Annotated in this window: 16 protein-coding genes and 3 pseudogenes; 12 read left to right on the forward strand and 7 right to left on the reverse strand. The window is 65.6% G+C overall.

The features are described from left to right. Positions 1 to 176: 176 nt before the first annotated feature. The 3 genes and pseudogenes from LJ655_RS23615 to LJ655_RS23625 all read right to left on the reverse strand — a co-directional run. Positions 177 to 335: pseudogene (locus tag LJ655_RS23615) on the reverse strand (helix-turn-helix domain-containing protein); the annotation flags it as partial. A 108-nt stretch (positions 336 to 443) separates the two neighbouring features. Then, the gene (locus LJ655_RS23620) at positions 444 to 692 is read right to left on the reverse strand and encodes a hypothetical protein (protein WP_230563633.1); all 249 of its coding nucleotides are present in this window, start codon (positions 690 to 692) and stop codon (positions 444 to 446) included. Between the two features lie 72 nt (positions 693 to 764). Then, a complete protein-coding gene (locus LJ655_RS23625; protein ID WP_230563634.1) occupies positions 765 to 1,160 on the reverse strand; it encodes a hypothetical protein in 396 nt (131 codons plus the stop codon). Positions 1,161 to 1,526: 366 nt separating this feature from the next. Here LJ655_RS23625 and LJ655_RS23630 point away from each other — a divergent pair, with 366 nt between their 5' ends. After that, positions 1,527 to 1,739 carry a hypothetical protein gene (locus LJ655_RS23630; protein WP_230563635.1) on the forward strand — a complete coding sequence of 71 codons (213 nt, stop codon included), beginning with the start codon at positions 1,527 to 1,529 and terminating at the stop codon, positions 1,737 to 1,739. A gap of 23 nt (positions 1,740 to 1,762) precedes the next feature. Here the strand turns inward: LJ655_RS23630 and LJ655_RS23635 are convergent. Next, positions 1,763 to 2,233: pseudogene (locus LJ655_RS23635) on the reverse strand (IclR family transcriptional regulator domain-containing protein); the annotation flags it as partial. Between LJ655_RS23635 and LJ655_RS23640 the strand changes: the two are divergent. Continuing rightward, a pseudogene (locus tag LJ655_RS23640) lies at positions 2,220 to 2,474 on the forward strand (2-keto-3-deoxygluconate permease); the annotation flags it as partial. The pseudogenes LJ655_RS23635 and LJ655_RS23640 sit on opposite strands and share 14 nt — an antisense overlap. 247 nt (positions 2,475 to 2,721) lie before the next feature. Here the strand turns inward: LJ655_RS23640 and LJ655_RS23645 are convergent. Then, positions 2,722 to 4,167, reverse strand: a complete 1,446-nt coding sequence (locus LJ655_RS23645) for an NAD-dependent succinate-semialdehyde dehydrogenase (RefSeq protein WP_230563636.1) — start codon at positions 4,165 to 4,167, stop codon at positions 2,722 to 2,724. A 298-nt stretch (positions 4,168 to 4,465) separates the two neighbouring features. Here LJ655_RS23645 and LJ655_RS23650 point away from each other — a divergent pair, with 298 nt between their 5' ends. The 5 genes from LJ655_RS23650 (at position 4,466) to LJ655_RS23670 (ending at position 9,313) form a co-directional block, all read left to right on the forward strand. Further along, positions 4,466 to 4,669, forward strand: coding sequence for a cold-shock protein (locus LJ655_RS23650; protein WP_008922053.1), 204 nt, complete (start codon positions 4,466 to 4,468; stop codon positions 4,667 to 4,669). Between the two features lie 36 nt (positions 4,670 to 4,705). Then, complete coding sequence (locus tag LJ655_RS23655; RefSeq protein ID WP_230563637.1) at positions 4,706 to 5,113, forward strand: hypothetical protein; 408 nt, start codon at positions 4,706 to 4,708, stop codon at positions 5,111 to 5,113. A 390-nt stretch (positions 5,114 to 5,503) separates the two neighbouring features. Then, positions 5,504 to 6,925: a hopanoid biosynthesis associated radical SAM protein HpnJ gene (gene hpnJ, locus LJ655_RS23660; protein WP_230563638.1), complete on the forward strand. Its 1,422-nt coding sequence runs from the start codon at positions 5,504 to 5,506 to the stop codon at positions 6,923 to 6,925. Continuing rightward, positions 6,922 to 8,082 (forward strand): bacteriohopanetetrol glucosamine biosynthesis glycosyltransferase HpnI, encoded by a 1,161-nt coding sequence (gene hpnI, locus LJ655_RS23665; RefSeq protein ID WP_230563639.1) that lies wholly within the window; start codon positions 6,922 to 6,924, stop codon positions 8,080 to 8,082. Before hpnJ ends, hpnI (LJ655_RS23665) begins: the two co-directional genes overlap by 4 nt. A 181-nt stretch (positions 8,083 to 8,263) precedes the next feature. After that, complete coding sequence (locus tag LJ655_RS23670; RefSeq protein ID WP_230563640.1) at positions 8,264 to 9,313, forward strand: lysylphosphatidylglycerol synthase domain-containing protein; 1,050 nt, start codon at positions 8,264 to 8,266, stop codon at positions 9,311 to 9,313. A 27-nt stretch (positions 9,314 to 9,340) separates the two neighbouring features. On the opposite strand, the gene LJ655_RS23675 is transcribed toward LJ655_RS23670, so the two are convergent. Together LJ655_RS23675 and LJ655_RS23680 are read right to left on the reverse strand one after the other, a co-directional pair. Next, the gene (locus tag LJ655_RS23675) at positions 9,341 to 10,744 is read right to left on the reverse strand and encodes an ATP-binding protein (protein ID WP_230563641.1); all 1,404 of its coding nucleotides are present in this window, start codon (positions 10,742 to 10,744) and stop codon (positions 9,341 to 9,343) included. Next, positions 10,741 to 11,400 (reverse strand): response regulator, encoded by a 660-nt coding sequence (locus LJ655_RS23680; RefSeq protein WP_230563642.1) that lies wholly within the window; start codon positions 11,398 to 11,400, stop codon positions 10,741 to 10,743. The genes LJ655_RS23675 and LJ655_RS23680 overlap by 4 nt, the downstream gene beginning before the upstream one ends. A gap of 375 nt (positions 11,401 to 11,775) precedes the next feature. Between LJ655_RS23680 and LJ655_RS23685 the strand changes: the two genes are divergently transcribed. The 5 genes from LJ655_RS23685 to LJ655_RS23705 all read left to right on the forward strand — a co-directional run bounded on the left by LJ655_RS23685 (position 11,776) and on the right by LJ655_RS23705 (position 16,317). Beyond that, a complete protein-coding gene (locus LJ655_RS23685) occupies positions 11,776 to 11,925 on the forward strand; it encodes a hypothetical protein (protein ID WP_230563643.1) in 150 nt (49 codons plus the stop codon). A gap of 19 nt (positions 11,926 to 11,944) precedes the next feature. Next, entirely contained in the window at positions 11,945 to 13,201 is a 1,257-nt protein-coding gene (hpnI, locus tag LJ655_RS23690; protein WP_230563644.1) for a bacteriohopanetetrol glucosamine biosynthesis glycosyltransferase HpnI, read from the forward strand. Continuing rightward, complete coding sequence (gene hpnK, locus LJ655_RS23695) at positions 13,201 to 14,031, forward strand: hopanoid biosynthesis-associated protein HpnK (protein ID WP_230563645.1); 831 nt, start codon at positions 13,201 to 13,203, stop codon at positions 14,029 to 14,031. The genes hpnI (LJ655_RS23690) and hpnK overlap by 1 nt, the downstream gene beginning before the upstream one ends. 262 nt (positions 14,032 to 14,293) lie before the next feature. Continuing rightward, positions 14,294 to 14,956 (forward strand): response regulator, encoded by a 663-nt coding sequence (locus LJ655_RS23700; protein WP_230563646.1) that lies wholly within the window; start codon positions 14,294 to 14,296, stop codon positions 14,954 to 14,956. After that, the gene (locus LJ655_RS23705) at positions 14,953 to 16,317 is read left to right on the forward strand and encodes an ATP-binding protein (protein WP_230563647.1); all 1,365 of its coding nucleotides are present in this window, start codon (positions 14,953 to 14,955) and stop codon (positions 16,315 to 16,317) included. The genes LJ655_RS23700 and LJ655_RS23705 overlap by 4 nt, the downstream gene beginning before the upstream one ends. The last annotated feature ends 5 nt before the right edge of the window (positions 16,318 to 16,322 follow it).

Raw genomic sequence — 16,322 nt, forward strand, 5'->3', positions numbered from 1 at the left:
GGCGCGGACTACAGCTCGATTCTGGTTGGCATCCAGGTGCCGGAAAGCGATCACCAGGCGTTCGAGCGCTTCATCGAAACGCTCGGCTATCCGTGCTGGGAAGAGACGAGAAATCCGGTCTACGGACTGTTTCTCGAGATGCAGAGTCGTTAAATCGGGCGCGTTGGTCGGGGCCGCTAGTTGATCGACAGGTCCCGATGCGCCGCAGCCTGGAACTCCTTGGGTGTGACGCCGGTCTGCTTGCGGAAATAGCGGCTGAAATAGGCCGCATCTTCGAAACCGAGCGCATGCGCGATCTGTTTGATGCGCGAACCCGAGTACACCAGATCGCGTTGCGTGGATGCTGGGGATCGGCCGCTCGCGCACGCATCGGCCGATGAACGCATCGGCGCCGTCGCGATCGAATGAACGCCGTCACCGGGTGTGCGGCTGCGCCCGACGACTCAGGAGGCGCGCAGCAACGCCATTTCGTTATGCAGCAACGCGAGCAATTCGTCGTCGGTCGGCCGCGTGCCCCAATGGCGCGCGCCGGCCACCGACGCGATCGCCATCCACGAATGCGGCGGAAACCATTCACGCAGTAACGTGCCGTCCTGGCGCAGGCACAGCTGGCCGGTCAGCTCGCTGTATTCGGCGCAGATCTGCGCGCCGTCGACTTGCGCCGTTACTCGTCTCGGATCATTGCGCAGCATGTCGTCGCTCCTGTCGAAGGGTTGGCGCGGATGCCAGCGCGACGGGGTGGCGTGGTGCACGCCACCTGTCGTCTACCAGTGGTCACGCCCACGATCGTCATGCCCACGATCGTGCCAGCCACGGTCGTGCCAGTCGCCGTGCGGGCCGTGCCACTCGTGCGCGTCGCGCCATTCGTCATGATGACGCTCCCACTCGCGACGCTCCCAGTAGCGATGACCATCGTAGTAGCGCTCGCCGTACCAGCCGGGCGCAATCACGACCGCGGGCGGCGGAGGCGGCGCGTACACGGGCGCGGGCTCCACATAGACCGGAGGAGGCGGGGCTTCGACCACGGCGGGGGCGACCGCGATGCCGGGCACGCCGATATTCACGCCGACATCGACGTGCGCGAAGGCGGCCGACGATGCGCCGATCGCGAGACCCGCGACGAGCGTCAACGATATCCAGCGGTTGCGTGAATGACTCATGATTGTTCTCTGTATGGAAGTCTTTGATGGAATGGAGAGCCGTGTGCTTACTGCACGTGATGACCCGTTCAATAGCGTTCGTAGTAGTGGTCGTGATGCGGATGGTCCTCGGGGACCACGATGCAGCCGCTCAATGCGCCGCCGAGCGTGACGGCAAGAATGACCAGTGCGAAGATTTTATTCATGTTGTTGCTCCCTGATATCCGTGATGCGAGTGCCTGTCGTGCAAAGCGCCTCATGTGAACCGCTTTTGCCTGAACGGAACTCTACCGAGCAGCGCGATTAACAGTGTGTTTGTGTGTAACAGGACGTGTCGGTTAGAACCTGCGTCGATATGGCGATGCGCGCGCATCAAACGAAGAGGAGATGCACGGGGGGCTGCGCGTCGAAGTGCCGGGCGGTGCTCAAGTGCGCGGGCAAGCCCTTGAAGGCGCTATGAAAAGAATCGCATGCAAAGGCACGCTGCGCATCGGCGCGAAGCACGGGCTCGCCGGGTCGGTTGCTGAAAAAAGAAGCGGTGCGCATTTCGCCTTGGCAATGCCGCACGGATACATTCGGTTGCAGACTGGAGTCGATTGACATATGGAACGCGCGTGCACGATTTACCGCGCGGCCGCGGGCTTCGGTGCGCTCGCTTCGCGATCACCGAGCCGCGTCGAAGTCGCGAGCCCCGCTTCCTTGAGTAGCGCGACGTAATGCTGCTTCGTGTCGGCGCCGCAGCGCATCGTCGGAAATGAAATCGACAGACCGGCGATCACGCGGCCGAAGCGGTCGAAGACCGGCACCGCGATGCATTGCAGCCCTTCTTCCTGCTCCTCGTTGTCCTCGCCGAAACCCTGGTCGCGCACGCGCGGCAGGATGCTCAGCACCGCTTCCGCGCAAGTCAGAGTTCTTTGCGTCGAGCGGCGGAATTCGATGTGCGAGAGCACGTCACGCGCGTCGGCTGGGTCCATCCACGCGAGCAGCACCTTGCCGATCGCCGTGCTATGCAGCGGATTGCGCCGGCCAATGCGCGACTGCATGCGCAGCCCGTAGTCGGCGTCGAACTTGTGGATATAGATGATCGCGTCGTCGACGGCGGGGGCCGCGGTCGCGAATCCGGCGATCATCGCCGACATGATTCCGAGCTTCAAGCCGCTGGTGCCGGCCGCAACCGCGATGGTCGCCACCGCTTGCGTCGTGACGGCGATTCTGGTGCCGATTCTCACGGCGCTGTGGGTGCGCCGGCGCCGTGCGCGCGACGCGCTGCTCGAAGAATTCACGGCGGCGCCGCTGGGGGCGCCGCTCAATGAGCAGCGCGACGCACCTGTTTGAATAAGTCAGCAACTGGGAGCTGGCGCGCCGCTCAGCGCGCCAGCTTGGCCTGCGCGTGGTCCTCGCGCAGCGGCCGCAGCTCGACGAACGAGCCGCTCAGCGTGGGCTGCATCGATTCGGCTGAAATATCGTTCATGGCAATAAAAAAGGTCCGCGAGCGGAAGACTCGCGGACCTGTCAGATCAGTTGACCCGTGCTCAGGAATGACACGGCGGCCAACCCGCCGCGCCGTTCCTGACGCGCCCGATTAAACCGCCATGATCGTGACCGCCTTGGTCACGAGGTAGGCTTCCATCGCCTCAGGGCCGCCTTCCGAGCCGTAGCCGGAATCCTTGACGCCGCCGAACGGCATTTCCGGTGTCGGCGTGGCCGGCTGGTTGATCCACAGCATGCCGACTTCCATGCGCTGCGACAGCAGATGCACGTTGGCGAACGACTTCGTATACGCGTAGCCGGCGAGGCCGAACGGCAGACGGTTCGCTTCGGTGATCGCTTCTTCGAGCTTGTCGAAGCCGCGGATCGCGGCGACCGGGCCGAACGGTTCGTTGTTGAACACGTCGGCTTCGAGCGGTACGTCGGTCAGCACGGTCGCCGCGAAGAAGTTGCCTTCCGAACCGACGCGCTCGCCGCCCGTCGCGACCTTCGCGCCGGTCTTACGGGCGTCTTCCACCACTTTCGCCATCGCGCTCAGACGGCGCGAGTTGGCGAGCGGCCCGAGCGTCGTGCCTTCGGCGAGACCGTCTCCGAGCTTGAGGCTCTCGGCGTGCTTGACGAGCGCAGCGGCGAACTCTTCGCGGATGCTGTTGTGCACTAGGAAGCGCGTCGGCGAGATGCAGACCTGGCCCGCGTTGCGGAACTTGGCGGCGCCGGCTGCCTTGACGGCGAGCGTGACATCGGCGTCTTCCGCGACGATCACCGGCGCGTGACCGCCGAGCTCCATCGTCGCGCGCTTCATGTGCGCGCCGGCGAGGGCGGCGAGCTGCTTGCCGACCGGGGTCGAGCCGGTGAACGTGACCTTGCGGATCACCGGATGCGGGATCAGATAGCTCGAGATTTCAGCCGGATCGCCGAACACGAGGCCGACCGTGCCGGCCGGCACGCCGGCTTCGACGAACGCCTGGAGCAGGGCTGCCGGCGAGGCCGGGGTTTCTTCCGGCGCCTTCACGAGGAACGAGCAGCCGCACGCGAGCGAGGCCGACAGCTTGCGCACCACCTGGTTGACGGGGAAGTTCCACGGCGTGAACGCGGCGACCGGGCCGATCGGTTCCTTCAGAACTTGCGACTGCTGGGCGAGGTTGCGCGACGGCACGATCCGGCCGTATACGCGGCGGCCTTCGTCCGCGAACCATTCGATGATGTCCGCGGCCGCCAGCACTTCGATGCGCGCTTCGGCGAACGGCTTGCCCTGTTCCTGCGTCATCAGGCGGCCGATGTCGGCGGCGCGCTCGCGCACGAGGGCCGCGGCTTTGCGCATGATCGTCGCGCGCTCGTTGGCCGGCACCTTGCGCCAGGCTTCGAAGCCGCGCTGCGCGGCGTCGAGCGCGCGGTCCAGATCGGCGATGCCCGCATGCGCGACCTTGCCGATGGCCTGGCCGGTCGCGGGGTTGATGACGTCGAGGGTTTTGCCGCTGGCGGCGTCGCACCATTCGCCGTTGATCAGAAGACGGGTATCGGTATAGCTCGAGATGGCCATGCTGGGTTCCTGTGAGTGGGAAAACAACTGGCCGCGCGATCGTGCGGCACGAGGGCGACACGCCTGCGCGGCCATGAATGAATTGCCGATAACAACTATATTATCTGATTGGGCCCAATCGCATCGGGCGCGGCCGGCGCAGCGCCCGGCCGCGGCACGCGGCTTGCTTCGGGCTTGGCACCGGGCTGACTGTGCAAGTCGGGCCGGGGCGCTGCCTCAGCGCGGCACGAAAAGCCTGCGCGACGTAGCGCTTTATCCGTTCAATCGTTTTACTACAGCGCATCACGAGGACATCGCCATGCCAACCGGAACAGTGAAGTGGTTCAACGACGCGAAGGGCTTCGGCTTCATCACCCCCGATGATGGCGGCGAAGACCTGTTCGCGCATTTTTCAGAGATTCGCACCGAGGGATTCAAGTCGTTGCAGGAAAATCAGAAAGTCAGCTTCGAAATCAAGCAGGGGCCGAAAGGTAAGCAGGCCGCCGACATCAAGCCCGTGTGACGCCGGCGCGGCGGCTCTGCCGCTCGCGAGGTTTCAATGGAAAAGGAAGCCGCCTACGCGGCGATCGAGCGCAACGGCGGCGGCGCCTATGCGAAAGATTTCGCCGCGCGCCATCCTGACGATCCGCTGACGCCGTTCTGCCATCGCTATCTGTTCGAGCAGGCGCAGCGCGAAGAAGCGCAGCATGAGGCGGCCGCCACGCACGACGACGAGCGCGGTTTCGCTTTAAAGTCGCTTGCGCGCATGGAAGCGTCGTCGCAGATCGCGCAGGCGGCGGCGAGCGCGTCGCGCGACGCGGCAACCGCGGCCCACACGTCGGCGCGCGCGGCGAGCCGCTCCGCTTTCTGGACGATGATCGCAGCGCTTGCGTCGGCGCTCGGCGTGGTGGTCAACGCGGCGCTCAATCTCGGCTGGCTCGAGTGGGCGAGGCATGTCGCACGATAAATTTCCCGTAAGACTGTGCGCTCGCGCGCTCGGAGGGGGCGTGGAAGAGGGCGCGGTTTGGGCTCGCCCGCGCATCGCGCGACGGCCTATTCATCTACCACACCGATACCATATTGATACGGCATCGATGCGGCGCGGCCACACAAACGGGGCGATCGCAACAAATCGACTCATCAGAGCCTGCCGCGCGCGGCCTGAACGCAGTATTATTCTTCAGGTTTCCTTCAGCTTTGCTCCGTACTATTTGCGCCACTGCCCGTGGCCTTTCTGGACCGTGGCCTTTGCTACGTGCATGTCGTAGCAGGCTTATGCGGCTTGCGTTTGGGCAATGGAACAAATAGATTCCCGACTGAAAACCGAAAGCGCCGATTAAGGCTTGCTGGAGCATCCATGAAAACCCTGTTCTTGCAGGCGCCGTCGTACGACGGCTTCGATGGTGGTGCAGGTTCGCGCTATCAGGCCAAGCGTGAAGTCCGCTCGTTCTGGTATCCGACGTGGCTCGCACAACCCGCCTCTCTCGTTCCCGATAGCCGCGTGCTCGACGCCACGGCAGATGGTCTGTCCGTCGAAGCCGCGCTCGACATCGCCACGCAATACGAGCTGGTGATCATTCACACCAGCACGCCGTCCTTTCCGACCGACGCCCTGTTCGCCGAGGATCTCAAGAAGCGCAAGCCGTCGCTGCTGATCGGCATGGTCGGCGCGAAGGTCGCGGTCGATCCGCATAATTCGCTGACCGCGACCCCAGCCATCGACTTCGTGTGCCGCGAGGAATTCGATTTCACCTGTAAGGAAATCGCCGAGGGCAAGCCGTTTGCGCAGATCCTGGGCTTGAGCTACCGCGCGCCCGACGGCTCGATCGAGCATAACGAAGCGCGCCCGATCCTCGAGAACATGGACGAACTACCGTTCGTCGCGCCGATCTACAAGCGCGATCTGACGATCAAGAACTACTTCAACGGCTACCTGAAGCATCCGTACGTGTCGCTCTACACCGGCCGCGGCTGCCGCTCGAAGTGCACGTTCTGCCTGTGGCCGCAAACGGTCGGCGGCCATCGTTACCGGGTGCGTTCAGTCGAGAACGTGCTCGAGGAAGTCAAGTGGATCCGCGACAACATGCCCGAAGTCAAGGAGATCATGTTCGACGACGACACGTTCACCGACTTCAAGCCGCGCGCGGAGGAAATTGCGCGGGGCATGGGCAAGCTGGGCGTCACATGGTCGTGCAACGCGAAGGCGAACGTGCCTTACTCGACGCTGAAGATCATGAAGGAAAACGGCCTGCGCCTGCTGCTGGTCGGCTACGAATCCGGCGACGACCAGATCCTGCTGAACGTCAAGAAGGGCTTGCGCACGGACATCGCGCGGCGCTTCGCGCAGGATTGCCGCACGCTGGGCATCAAGGTGCATGGCACCTTCATTCTCGGCTTGCCGGGCGAGACCCAGGAGACGATCCAGAAGACCATCGAGTATGCGAAGGAGATCAATCCGCTGACCATCCAGGTGTCGCTCGCCGCGCCGTATCCGGGCACGAGGCTCTATAACCAGGCGGTCGAAAACGGCTGGCTCGCGGAGAACAAGGTCATCAATCTCGTCAGCAAGGAAGGCGTGCAGCTGGCGGCGATCGGCTACCCGCATCTGTCGCGCGACGAGATGTATCACCAGCTCGAAAACTTCTATAAACGTTTCTATTTCCGGCCGTCGAAGATCTGGGAGATCTTGCGCGAAATGCTGACGAGTTGGGACATGATGAAACGGCGCCTGCGCGAAGGCGTCGAGTTTTTCCGCTTCCTGCGCGCGCACGAGGCGTGAACGCCGCGCACCTGGCCGCCGTCACGCTCGCGTATGCGTGCGCGGCGGCGACCGTTGTCGGCATCGGCTATACCGTGCTCGCGAGCGCGCTGATCGGGCGCTTCTTCGCGAGGGCGGTGGCCGAACCCATCAGCTATCCACCCGTTACGGTTATCAAACCGCTGCACGGCGACGAGTGGGCGTTGCTCGACAATCTGTCGAGCTTCTGCGCACAGGACTATCCGGGGCCCGTGCAATTCCTGTTCGGCGTGCACGACTCCGCCGACCCCGCGTTGCAAACGGTCAGCGCGTTGCGCTGCCTCCATCCGCACGCCGACATCACCGTGGTTACCGATGCACGTCTGTACGGCCCGAACCGCAAGATCAGCAACATTCTCAACATGCTGCCGCAGGCGCGCCATGACGTGCTCGTATTCGCCGACAGCGACGTGTGCGTCGGCCCGGACTATCTGCGCAATGTAATCGGCGAGTTGCAGAAGCCGGGCGTCGGGCTCGTTACCTGCGCGTATCGCGGTCAGCCAGAACCGGGTTTCTGGCCGCGGCTTTCGGCGTTCGGGACCAACTACCAGTTCCTGCCGGGGGTCGTCACCGGACTGGCGCTGGGACTCGCGCGGCCGTGCTTCGGCCAGACCATCGCCATGCGGCGCGCCACGTACGAGCGGATCGGTGGCTTCAAGCCGTTCGTGAGGCATCTGGCCGAGGATTACGAAATCGGCGCGGCGGTGCGCGCGGCGGGCGAGCAGGTCTCGATTCCGCCATTCGCGATCGCGCATGCGTGTGTCGAAGTGAGCGCGGCGCAGCTCGTGACGCACGAGCTGCGTTGGAGCCGCACGATCCGCCGCATCGATCCGCTCGGGCACTTCGGCACGGCGCTCGTGCATCCGGGGGCGTTCGCGCTGCTCGCGCTCGCGTGTTCGGGCGGGGCCCTGTGGGCGTGGCTGCTCGCGGCGGTGACGGTGCTCGCGCGTCTCGCGTTGAAGTGGCGCACGGATAGGGCGCTGCGCCAACGGTGCCGCGATCTGTGGCTGCTGCCGTTATGGGATATCGTATCGTTTGCGATTTTCGTCGCGAGCTTCCGCTCGTCGCGCGTGACCTGGCGGGGCTTCAGCTTCAAGGTCGACGGCGATGGGCTGCTGTCGGCGGCGCAGGACGAATGACGAACGAACGGCAGATTGGGCAGGCAATGATCGAAGAGGTTTTGAGCGGGCGCCACGAGAGCGCCTCGAAGGCAGCCGTGAGCGCTGCGGCGCTGCGGGCAACGCCGAGCGCGACGCGGCAGACGGTGGCACGCATTGTGCGGCGCACGAAGTTGATCGGACTAGCGTGCGAGGTGTCCGCATGATGAAGCATCTGGGCCGCGCGGCCGCGCTCGCCGGTTTGCTCGTCTCTCTTTGGCTGGTGTGGCGGGAAGATCCGCGGGCGGTGCTCAGCGCGTTGCGCGCGGCTGGGGGAGGCCTCGTGCTGGCGGCGTTCGCGCACGTGCTGCCCATGATCGCCAACGCCTGCGACTGGCGCTCGCTGATTCGCGGTGCCAACCGCCCGAGCTTCGGCAAGATGCTGCATCTGGTGTGGGTGCGCGAATCGGTCAACTGCATGCTGCCGGTCGCACGGATCGGCGGCGAGCTCGTATCGTTCCGCATGCTCAAACGCTGGGGCGTCAGGCCGTCGACAGCGGTCGGCAGCACCGTCGTCGACATGCAGCTGACCGTGATCAGTCAGCTGATGTTCACGATGGTCGGGATCGGCTTTCTCTTCGCCAATGCCCAATCGGGCGCGTTGCGGCTCGCCGGGCAGCTCGCCTGGGGCGTGGTCGCGTTGACGCCGGTGCTGTTGCTGTTCGGCCTCGTGCAGCATGCGAACCCGTTCGAGCGCATCACGCGCGTGCTCAATCATGTGACGAGCGGCAAGCTCGCCTCGCTGGTGGGTCAGTCCGCGCAGATCGATCAGTCGATCAAGCTGATCTGGCGCCGCCGCGCGGTCGTGCTGCGCTATCTGTTCTTCTGGCAGCCGCTGCAATGCGTGCTTACGTCGCTCGAAATCTGGCTCGCGCTGTATTTCCTCGGCGCGCGCGTGACGCTCGTCGAGGCGGTCGTGATCGAATCGCTGATCCAGGCGATCAGCAGCGCCGCGTTCTTCGTACCGGGCGGCCTTGGCGTGCAGGAGGGCGCTTTCGTGCTGATCGGTGGCGCGCTCGGACTCGACCCGGCCACCAGTCTCGCGCTGGCGGCCGCAAGGCGAATTCGCGACCTGCTGATGTTCGTGCCGGGCCTGATCGCGTGGCAGTTCGCCGAGGCGTCCGGCGGCGCGCCCGCGCATGTCGCGCCGCACGGCGTGCGCGCCGAACTGGCCGAGCAGCGTTCGAGCGTCGCCGACGCGGAGCGGCGCTGAGGATTCGGCGCGCGAGCTCAAACGGCTTCAGCGCGCCGCGCGATAGGCCGGAAACGACACCCCGACTGCGAGCCCGCGCTGGCCGATCCCGGCGCCGAACTGCAGACTCGCGCCGAAATGCTCGGCGATCCGCGCAACGATCGACAGGCCCAGCCCGCTGCCGGTCGCCTGATTGCCGGTCGCGCGGAAAAAGCGGTTCGTGAGGCGGGCCAGATCGTCGGGCGCCACGCCGGGGCCGTCGTCGCGCACTGTCACCTGCACGCGCTCGTCGGCATGGTGCACCGCGACTTCGACATTGCCGCCCGCGCGCCCGTACTTGATTGCGTTATCGAGCAGATTGTCGAACAGGATACCGATCAGCACCGGCTCGGCATCGATCTCGGCGAGCATGTCGCCGACCAGCATCACGTTGATGTGCTTGCGCTGCGCGTTGCGTCTGTTCGCGAGCAGCGCGTCCTTCGCGATCGCCGCCGGCTTCAGCGGCTCGGTCGGCAGCTTTTCCTGCACGTCGAGCCGCGCGAGCAGCAGCAACTGCTCGGCGAGCCGCGCGCTGCGATCCACGCCTTGCACGACGCGCTCCATCGCGAGCCGTTGCAACGCAACGTCCGGCTCGGCGAGCGCGACCTGCGCCTGCACCTTGATCGCGGCGAGCGGCGTTTTGAGTTCGTGCGCGGCGTCGGCGGTGAAGGCTCGCTCGAGTTCGAGCGCATGCTGCAGACGCGCGAGCATCTGGTTGATCGCATCGACGAGCGGACGCACTTCGAGCGGCGCGCGGCCGATGCCGACCGGTTCCATGCGGTTGACGTCGCGCGAACCGAGCGCGGCCGACAGCACCTTCAGCGGCGCGAGACTCCAGCCGATGCTGAACCATACGAGTAGCGCGAGCACCGGCACCGCGATCAGCGTGGGCCGCGCAATGCGGCTCGCGACGCCGCTCGCCAGGTCGCTGCGCGTATTGGCTGGTTCGAATACACGCACGGTGTGACCAAGCAACGTATCGCGCAACGTGAACGAGTGATAGAGCTGCCCGCCGAGCGTGACGTCCTGCGCGCCGGTTTTCGGCGGCAGCGGCAAATCCCACGCATCGAGCGCACGCAGTTGCGGGCTTCCCGCCAGGATGGCGCCGTCGGCGGCGCGAACCTGGAAAAAGGCGTCGCGCGGTAGCGTGTCGTCGTCATCGAGATCGCTGGCGCCAGGCTCGCCGCTTCTCTCTTCTTCGCGCACGTCGATGCGCGCCGTGGCGAGCGTCATCAGATTGGCGGGATCGAGCAACGCGAGAATCTGCGCGAGTTCGGCGAGGCGCGCTTCTTCCCACTGGGCGACTTCGCGCGCCGCCTGCCGGTAGCTCGACACGAGCGCACCGCCCCAGACGATCGCGATGCTCGCGAGCACGAGCAGCACGAGGCGCCGACGAATCGACGGGCCAATCATTCTTTCTCCATCACATAGCCGATGTTACGCACGGTCTTGATCAGGCTCGCGCCGAGCTTCTTGCGCAGGTTCGACACGTGCACCTCGATCGCATTGCTTTCGATTTCTTCCTGCCAGCCGTACAGGCTCTCTTCGAGGCGCGAGCGCGACTGCGGAATGCCGAGATTGGTCAGCAGTTGCAACAGGATCGCCCATTCGCGTGACGTGAGCGGCACCCGCGCCGCGTCGACCTGCACCGTTTGCGCGGCGGGATTGACTGTCAGATTCTGGTAACGAATCAGATCGATACTGCGGCCTTGTGCGCGGCGCAACAACGCCCGGCAACGCGCGACGAGCTCGGTGAGATCGAACGGTTTGCCGAGATAATCGTCGGCGCCGGCTTCGAGACCGCCGACACGATCGACGACCGTGCCTCTGGCGGTCAGCACCAGCACCGGCACGTCGTTGCCGGCATCGCGCACGCGTTTGAGCAGTTCCATGCCGCTCACGCGCGGCAGGCCGAGGTCCAGGACCACCAATGCATATTGAGTCGTGTCGAGCGCGAGCCCGGCCTTGTGACCGTCACGTGCCCAGTCGACGGTGAAGCCGGCCTGGCGAAGGCCCGCTTCGACACCGCAGCCGATGAGCTCGTCGTCTTCTACGAGGAGTAAGCGCATGAGGCAGATCTTCCATGGTGAGAACTTATTGCATAACGTCCAGCACTTTTACGCAAGCGGCATTGATGCGCGCGGGCACACAATCTGCTGCGTTGCGAAGTGTAACCACGCCGTTCGTTAGCCGGTTTTTGCCACGCGTCCGCTTAAGGTTTCCTTCAGCTTGAATCGATACCATCGACGCGCTATAAAATGGTCGTCGCGGATCGTGATGCATACGCGAGACCATGCCGCCGTCAGATGATCGCAACCTTGTCGTAAGGACTTCGATCGAACGACGCGCGAGGTATCCTTTATGCTGGTCAATGGACGGCATCGACGAGTCCCGCCTGTTGCCACGCACCCGTTCAGGCCGCAAGGCCAAGCACGAGGCACGTTATGAAGCGAGTCACCATTGACATGCTGCGAGCCCATTTGCTGGTAGCCTCCGTCACGGCCGCAGGGGCCGAAGCGCTGCTGTGCGTCGCGCTGCCGGTCTCCGGGGCTTTTTTCGGCTCCGCGTCGTTCGTGCTGGGCGAGCAGCACTAACGGACACGGACGACACATAATGGCGCCGCACGCGTTGATTGCATTCCAATGGCTTCTGTTAGCCGGTTGCATTAGCGCTTCGATCTACACGGTGACCGCCGCGCTCGCCATGCCGTTTTTCACCGCGCGGCATAAATCGAACCATCATGGCGGCAGAGCCTTCTATCGCGCGCACAGTCGTTCGCCCGTGGACTTGGCCGAGCGTCCGGCCGCTCCGTTCGCGCAGGTCGGCGTCAGCGTTCTCAAACCGCTATGCGGCGCCGAGCCGCGTCTCTACGAAAATCTGCGGACCTTCTGCGAGCAGCGGCATCAGCATTTTCAGCTGGTGCTGGGCGTCTCGTCGCCGCACGACCCGGCCATCGCGGTCGTGCGCCGTTTGCAGGCCGCCTATCCGAAGTGCGACATCGAACTCGCGATCGACACGCGCGTGCACGGCAGCAATCTGAAAGTCAGCAACCTGATCAACATGGCGGCGCGCGCGCGCCACGACGTGATCGTGATTGCCGACAGCGACATCGCCGTCGACTCGGATTATCTCGACAGCGTCGCTGCCCCGCTCGCGGACCCGAACGTCGGCGTGGTCACCTGCCTGTACGTCGCGCGCGGCGTAGGGGGCTTCTGGCCGCGCGTCGGTGCGCTGTTCATCAACGAATGGTTCGCACCCTCTGTGCGGGTCGCGCACGCAATGGGCTCGCGCCGCTTCGGTTTCGGCGCGACGCTCGCATTGCGGCGCGCAACGCTCGAGCGCATCGGCGGTTTCGAAGCGCTGAAAAACTGCCTCGCCGACGACTACTGGCTCGCCGAGCACGTGCGCGAGCTCGGCCTCCAAACGGTGCTCTCGCGCGTGATGGTCGCCACCGACGTGATCGAGCCGACCTTCGCCGCGCTGTGGCAGCGCGAAACGCGCTGGCTGCGCACGATCCGTTCGGTCAACCCGCCCGGTTTCGTGTCCTTGCTGATCACATTCCCCACGCCGTGGCTGATGATGAGCGCGTGGCTGACCGTGTCGCTCGCTCATGCGTCGGTCACGGCGGTGGCCGCGAGCGCGTCGGCAACAGCGGTGTGCGTTGGCGCGCGCCTGTTGCTGCATCTGCGCGCCTCGCGCCGCGCTCGCACGTTCTGGCGCGATCTGCCCCTCGTGCCGTTGCGCGATACGCTGCTTGCGCTCCAGTGGCTCGTCAGCGCGTTCGGTTCGCATGTCGTGTGGCGCGGCGCGCGCATGCAGGTCCGCAGGCCGGCCGCCGAGCGCAGCGGCCAGCTGGACAGCCTCACGTAATGGAGAGCGCAAAGCCGGCACGGCCGCCCGGACTGATCATCACCGCCGACGATTTCGGCCTGCATGAGCGCGTCAATTCCGCGGTCGAGCGCGCGTATCGCAACGGCGTGCTGCGCGCCGCGAGTCTGATGGTCGGCGCACCGGCCGCCGCAGATGCGGTCGCTCGCGCGCGTGCGCTGCCGGAACTACGCGTCGGCCTGCATCTGGTGCTGGCCGACGGCGCCGCGCTGGCGCCGCGCGAGCAGATCGCCGCGCTGCTTGACGAGAATGGCCGCTTTGGCGGCAACATGGTGCGCGACGGCGTGCGCTTTTTCTTTCTGCCGCACGTACGCCGGCAGCTCGCGCACGAGATTCGCGCGCAGTTCGAGGCCTTCGCCGCCACCGGCCTCACGCTCGACCACGTGAACACGCACAAGCATTTTCATCTGCATCCGACCGTGTTGAGCCTGATTCTGGACATCGGCCGCGACTATGGCATGAAGGCGATGCGTCTGCCGTTCGAGGCGAACGCGCCGCTGTGGCTGCGGCCGTGGATCGCGCAGGTGAAGACGCGGCTCGAGCGCGCGGGCGTCGCGCATAACGACTACGTGGTCGGCATCGCGGCGAGCGGGCGCATGGACGAGGCGACGTGGCTCGCCGCGCTCGCGAATCTGCCGCGCGGCGTCGGCGAAATCTATTGTCATCCGGCGCTGGCGGGCGAGGCCTTGAGCGAGGGCATGCACGACTACCGGCATGCCGACGAGCTGCAGGCGCTGCTCTCGCCGCGCGTGGCCGCCGCGATCCGCGCGCTTGGCGCGCGGATCGGCGGATTTGCGGATGTGCTGGCATAGCGCGATGCTTCGGGTAACGGGCCAGTCCTCGGCGGCGCTCACACCGTCTGCTTCTTCATCAACACTTTCAATAGCCCAGGCAGCAGCAATGGCACGCGCGGCCGCTGCACGATCAGCCTCGAAAGGATCGCGATCGCGGCCCTTGGTGCAGCGGCGGAGTGCGGTGCTGGAAACCGAGGCGCGGCCGGCGGCCCGTAAGGAATCTTTAAGCCGCCGCAGCCGATAATGCGCGGCCGGAATCGCACGAAGGAGAGAAGAGGCCATGCGGCTGCTACTGGTCGAAGACGACGACATGATCGCGGAATCGGTGCTGGGCGCGATGCGCCGCGCCGGCTATGCCATCGACTGGGCCGAGGACGGCCGCGCGGCGGAACTGTCGCTCGATAACGGCGTGTACGACCTCGTGCTGCTCGACCTCGGCCTGCCGAAAAAAGACGGGATCGACGTGCTGAACGCGTATCGCCGCAACGGCGGCGCGGCGCCGGTGATCATCCTGACCGCGCGCGACGCGGTCGATGAACGCATCCGCGGTCTCGACGCCGGCGCCGACGACTACCTGATCAAGCCGTTCGACCTCGACGAGCTGGCCGCGCGCATTCGCGCGCTGCTGCGCCGGCGCACCGGCCAGAAGCAGCCGGTCTACAGTCACGGCGAACTGACGCTCGACCCCGCCGCTCACGAAGTCACCAAGGACGGCGTGCCGCTGCCGCTCGTGCCGCGCGAATTCGCGTTGCTGCAGGCGCTGATCGAGGAGCCGACCCGCGTGTTCACGAAAGCCGAGCTGGAAGAGAAGCTGTACGGCTGGGGTGAGGAAGTCGGCAGCAATACGATCGAAGTGCACGTGCACAGCCTGCGGCGCAAGATCGGCGCGGACCAGATCGTAACCGTGCGCGGGGTTGGCTACCGCCTGAAGAGGTGCGGATGAAGTCGATTCGCCGCTGGCTGCTCGGCTGGCTGATTTTCGGCATGGCGGCGACCTCGGTGGTCGCGGCCTATGCGATCTTCAACACCGCGCGGCGCGAGGCGAGCGAGCTGTTCGACTACGAGTTGCGCACCGTCGCGCTGTCGTTGCCGGCGACGCTGAGCGGCGCGGGCCACGGGGAGCGGCGAGGTCCCGACCTCGGCGGTCTCGCCGACGACCGCATCGTGATCGAGATCTGGGACAGCAGCGGCGCACTCGTTTATCACTCCGGGCAGGCGCCGGTGTTCGAGCGTCTGCCGCCGGGCTTCAACACGGTACGGCGCGGCGACTATCACTGGCGCACCTTCGGGGTCGAGCAGAAGGACCGATTCGCGCAGGTGGCGCAGCCGGTCTCGGTGCGCGACGATCTCGCGTTGCGCCTTGCGCTGCACACGCTGTGGCCGCTCGGCGTACTGCTGCCGGTCACGATGGCGCTTGTATTGCTGGTGGTCGCGCGCGGGCTCGCGCCGATCGGCGGGTTGTCGCGCGGGCTCGCGACGCGTTCGATCGATTCGCTCGAACCGCTGCGGCTCGACGGCACCACGCCGGTCGAGATCCGGCCGCTCGTCGAAGCGCTGAACGACCTGTTGCAACGGCTGCATACGGCGTCGCAGGCGCAGCGCACGTTCATTGCCGATGCCGCGCACGAATTGCGCTCGCCGCTCGCGGCGCTGAAGCTGCAACTGCAGTCGGCCTCGCGTGACGGCTCGCTGACGGGCGAGGGGCAGACACTCGAGCGCCTCGAGCAGCGCGTGAACCGGATCATCCACCTCGTGCAACAACTGCTGACGCTCGCGCGAGAAGACGCGCAGCCGGTTACGTCGACGGTGCCGGTCAGCCTGCGCCGTATCGGCGAGCAGGCAGTCAGCGACTGTTCCGTGCTCGCGGAACTGCACGAGATCGATCTAGGCCTCGAATGCGAACACGCGCGCACGCCGAACGACGCCTATATGGTTCTCGCCGAGCCGCACAGCATCAGTGTGCTATTAGGAAACCTGATCAACAACGCGATCCGTCATACGCCGCAGGGCGGTCGCGTCGATGTCGTGCTGCGGCGCGAGGGCGAGCGAGTCGGCCTCGACGTCGTCGATACGGGCCCGGGAATTCCGGAGGCGGAACTCGAACGCGTGTTCGACCGTTTCTATCGCGGCGAGGAGTCGAAGGGCGAGGGCAGCGGGCTCGGCCTCGCGATCGTCGCGCGGATCGCCGAGCGGCATCAGCTCGAGCTGTCGTTGCGCAATAACGTCGGCGCGCCGGGATTGCGGGTGTCGGTCACGGGGCTGCGCGCGCACGATGCCGAGGCGTCCGTGGCGGCCGCGAATTGAAGGTC

The organism is Paraburkholderia translucens (assembly GCF_020881035.1).
GTDB lineage: Bacteria > Pseudomonadota > Gammaproteobacteria > Burkholderiales > Burkholderiaceae > Paraburkholderia > Paraburkholderia translucens.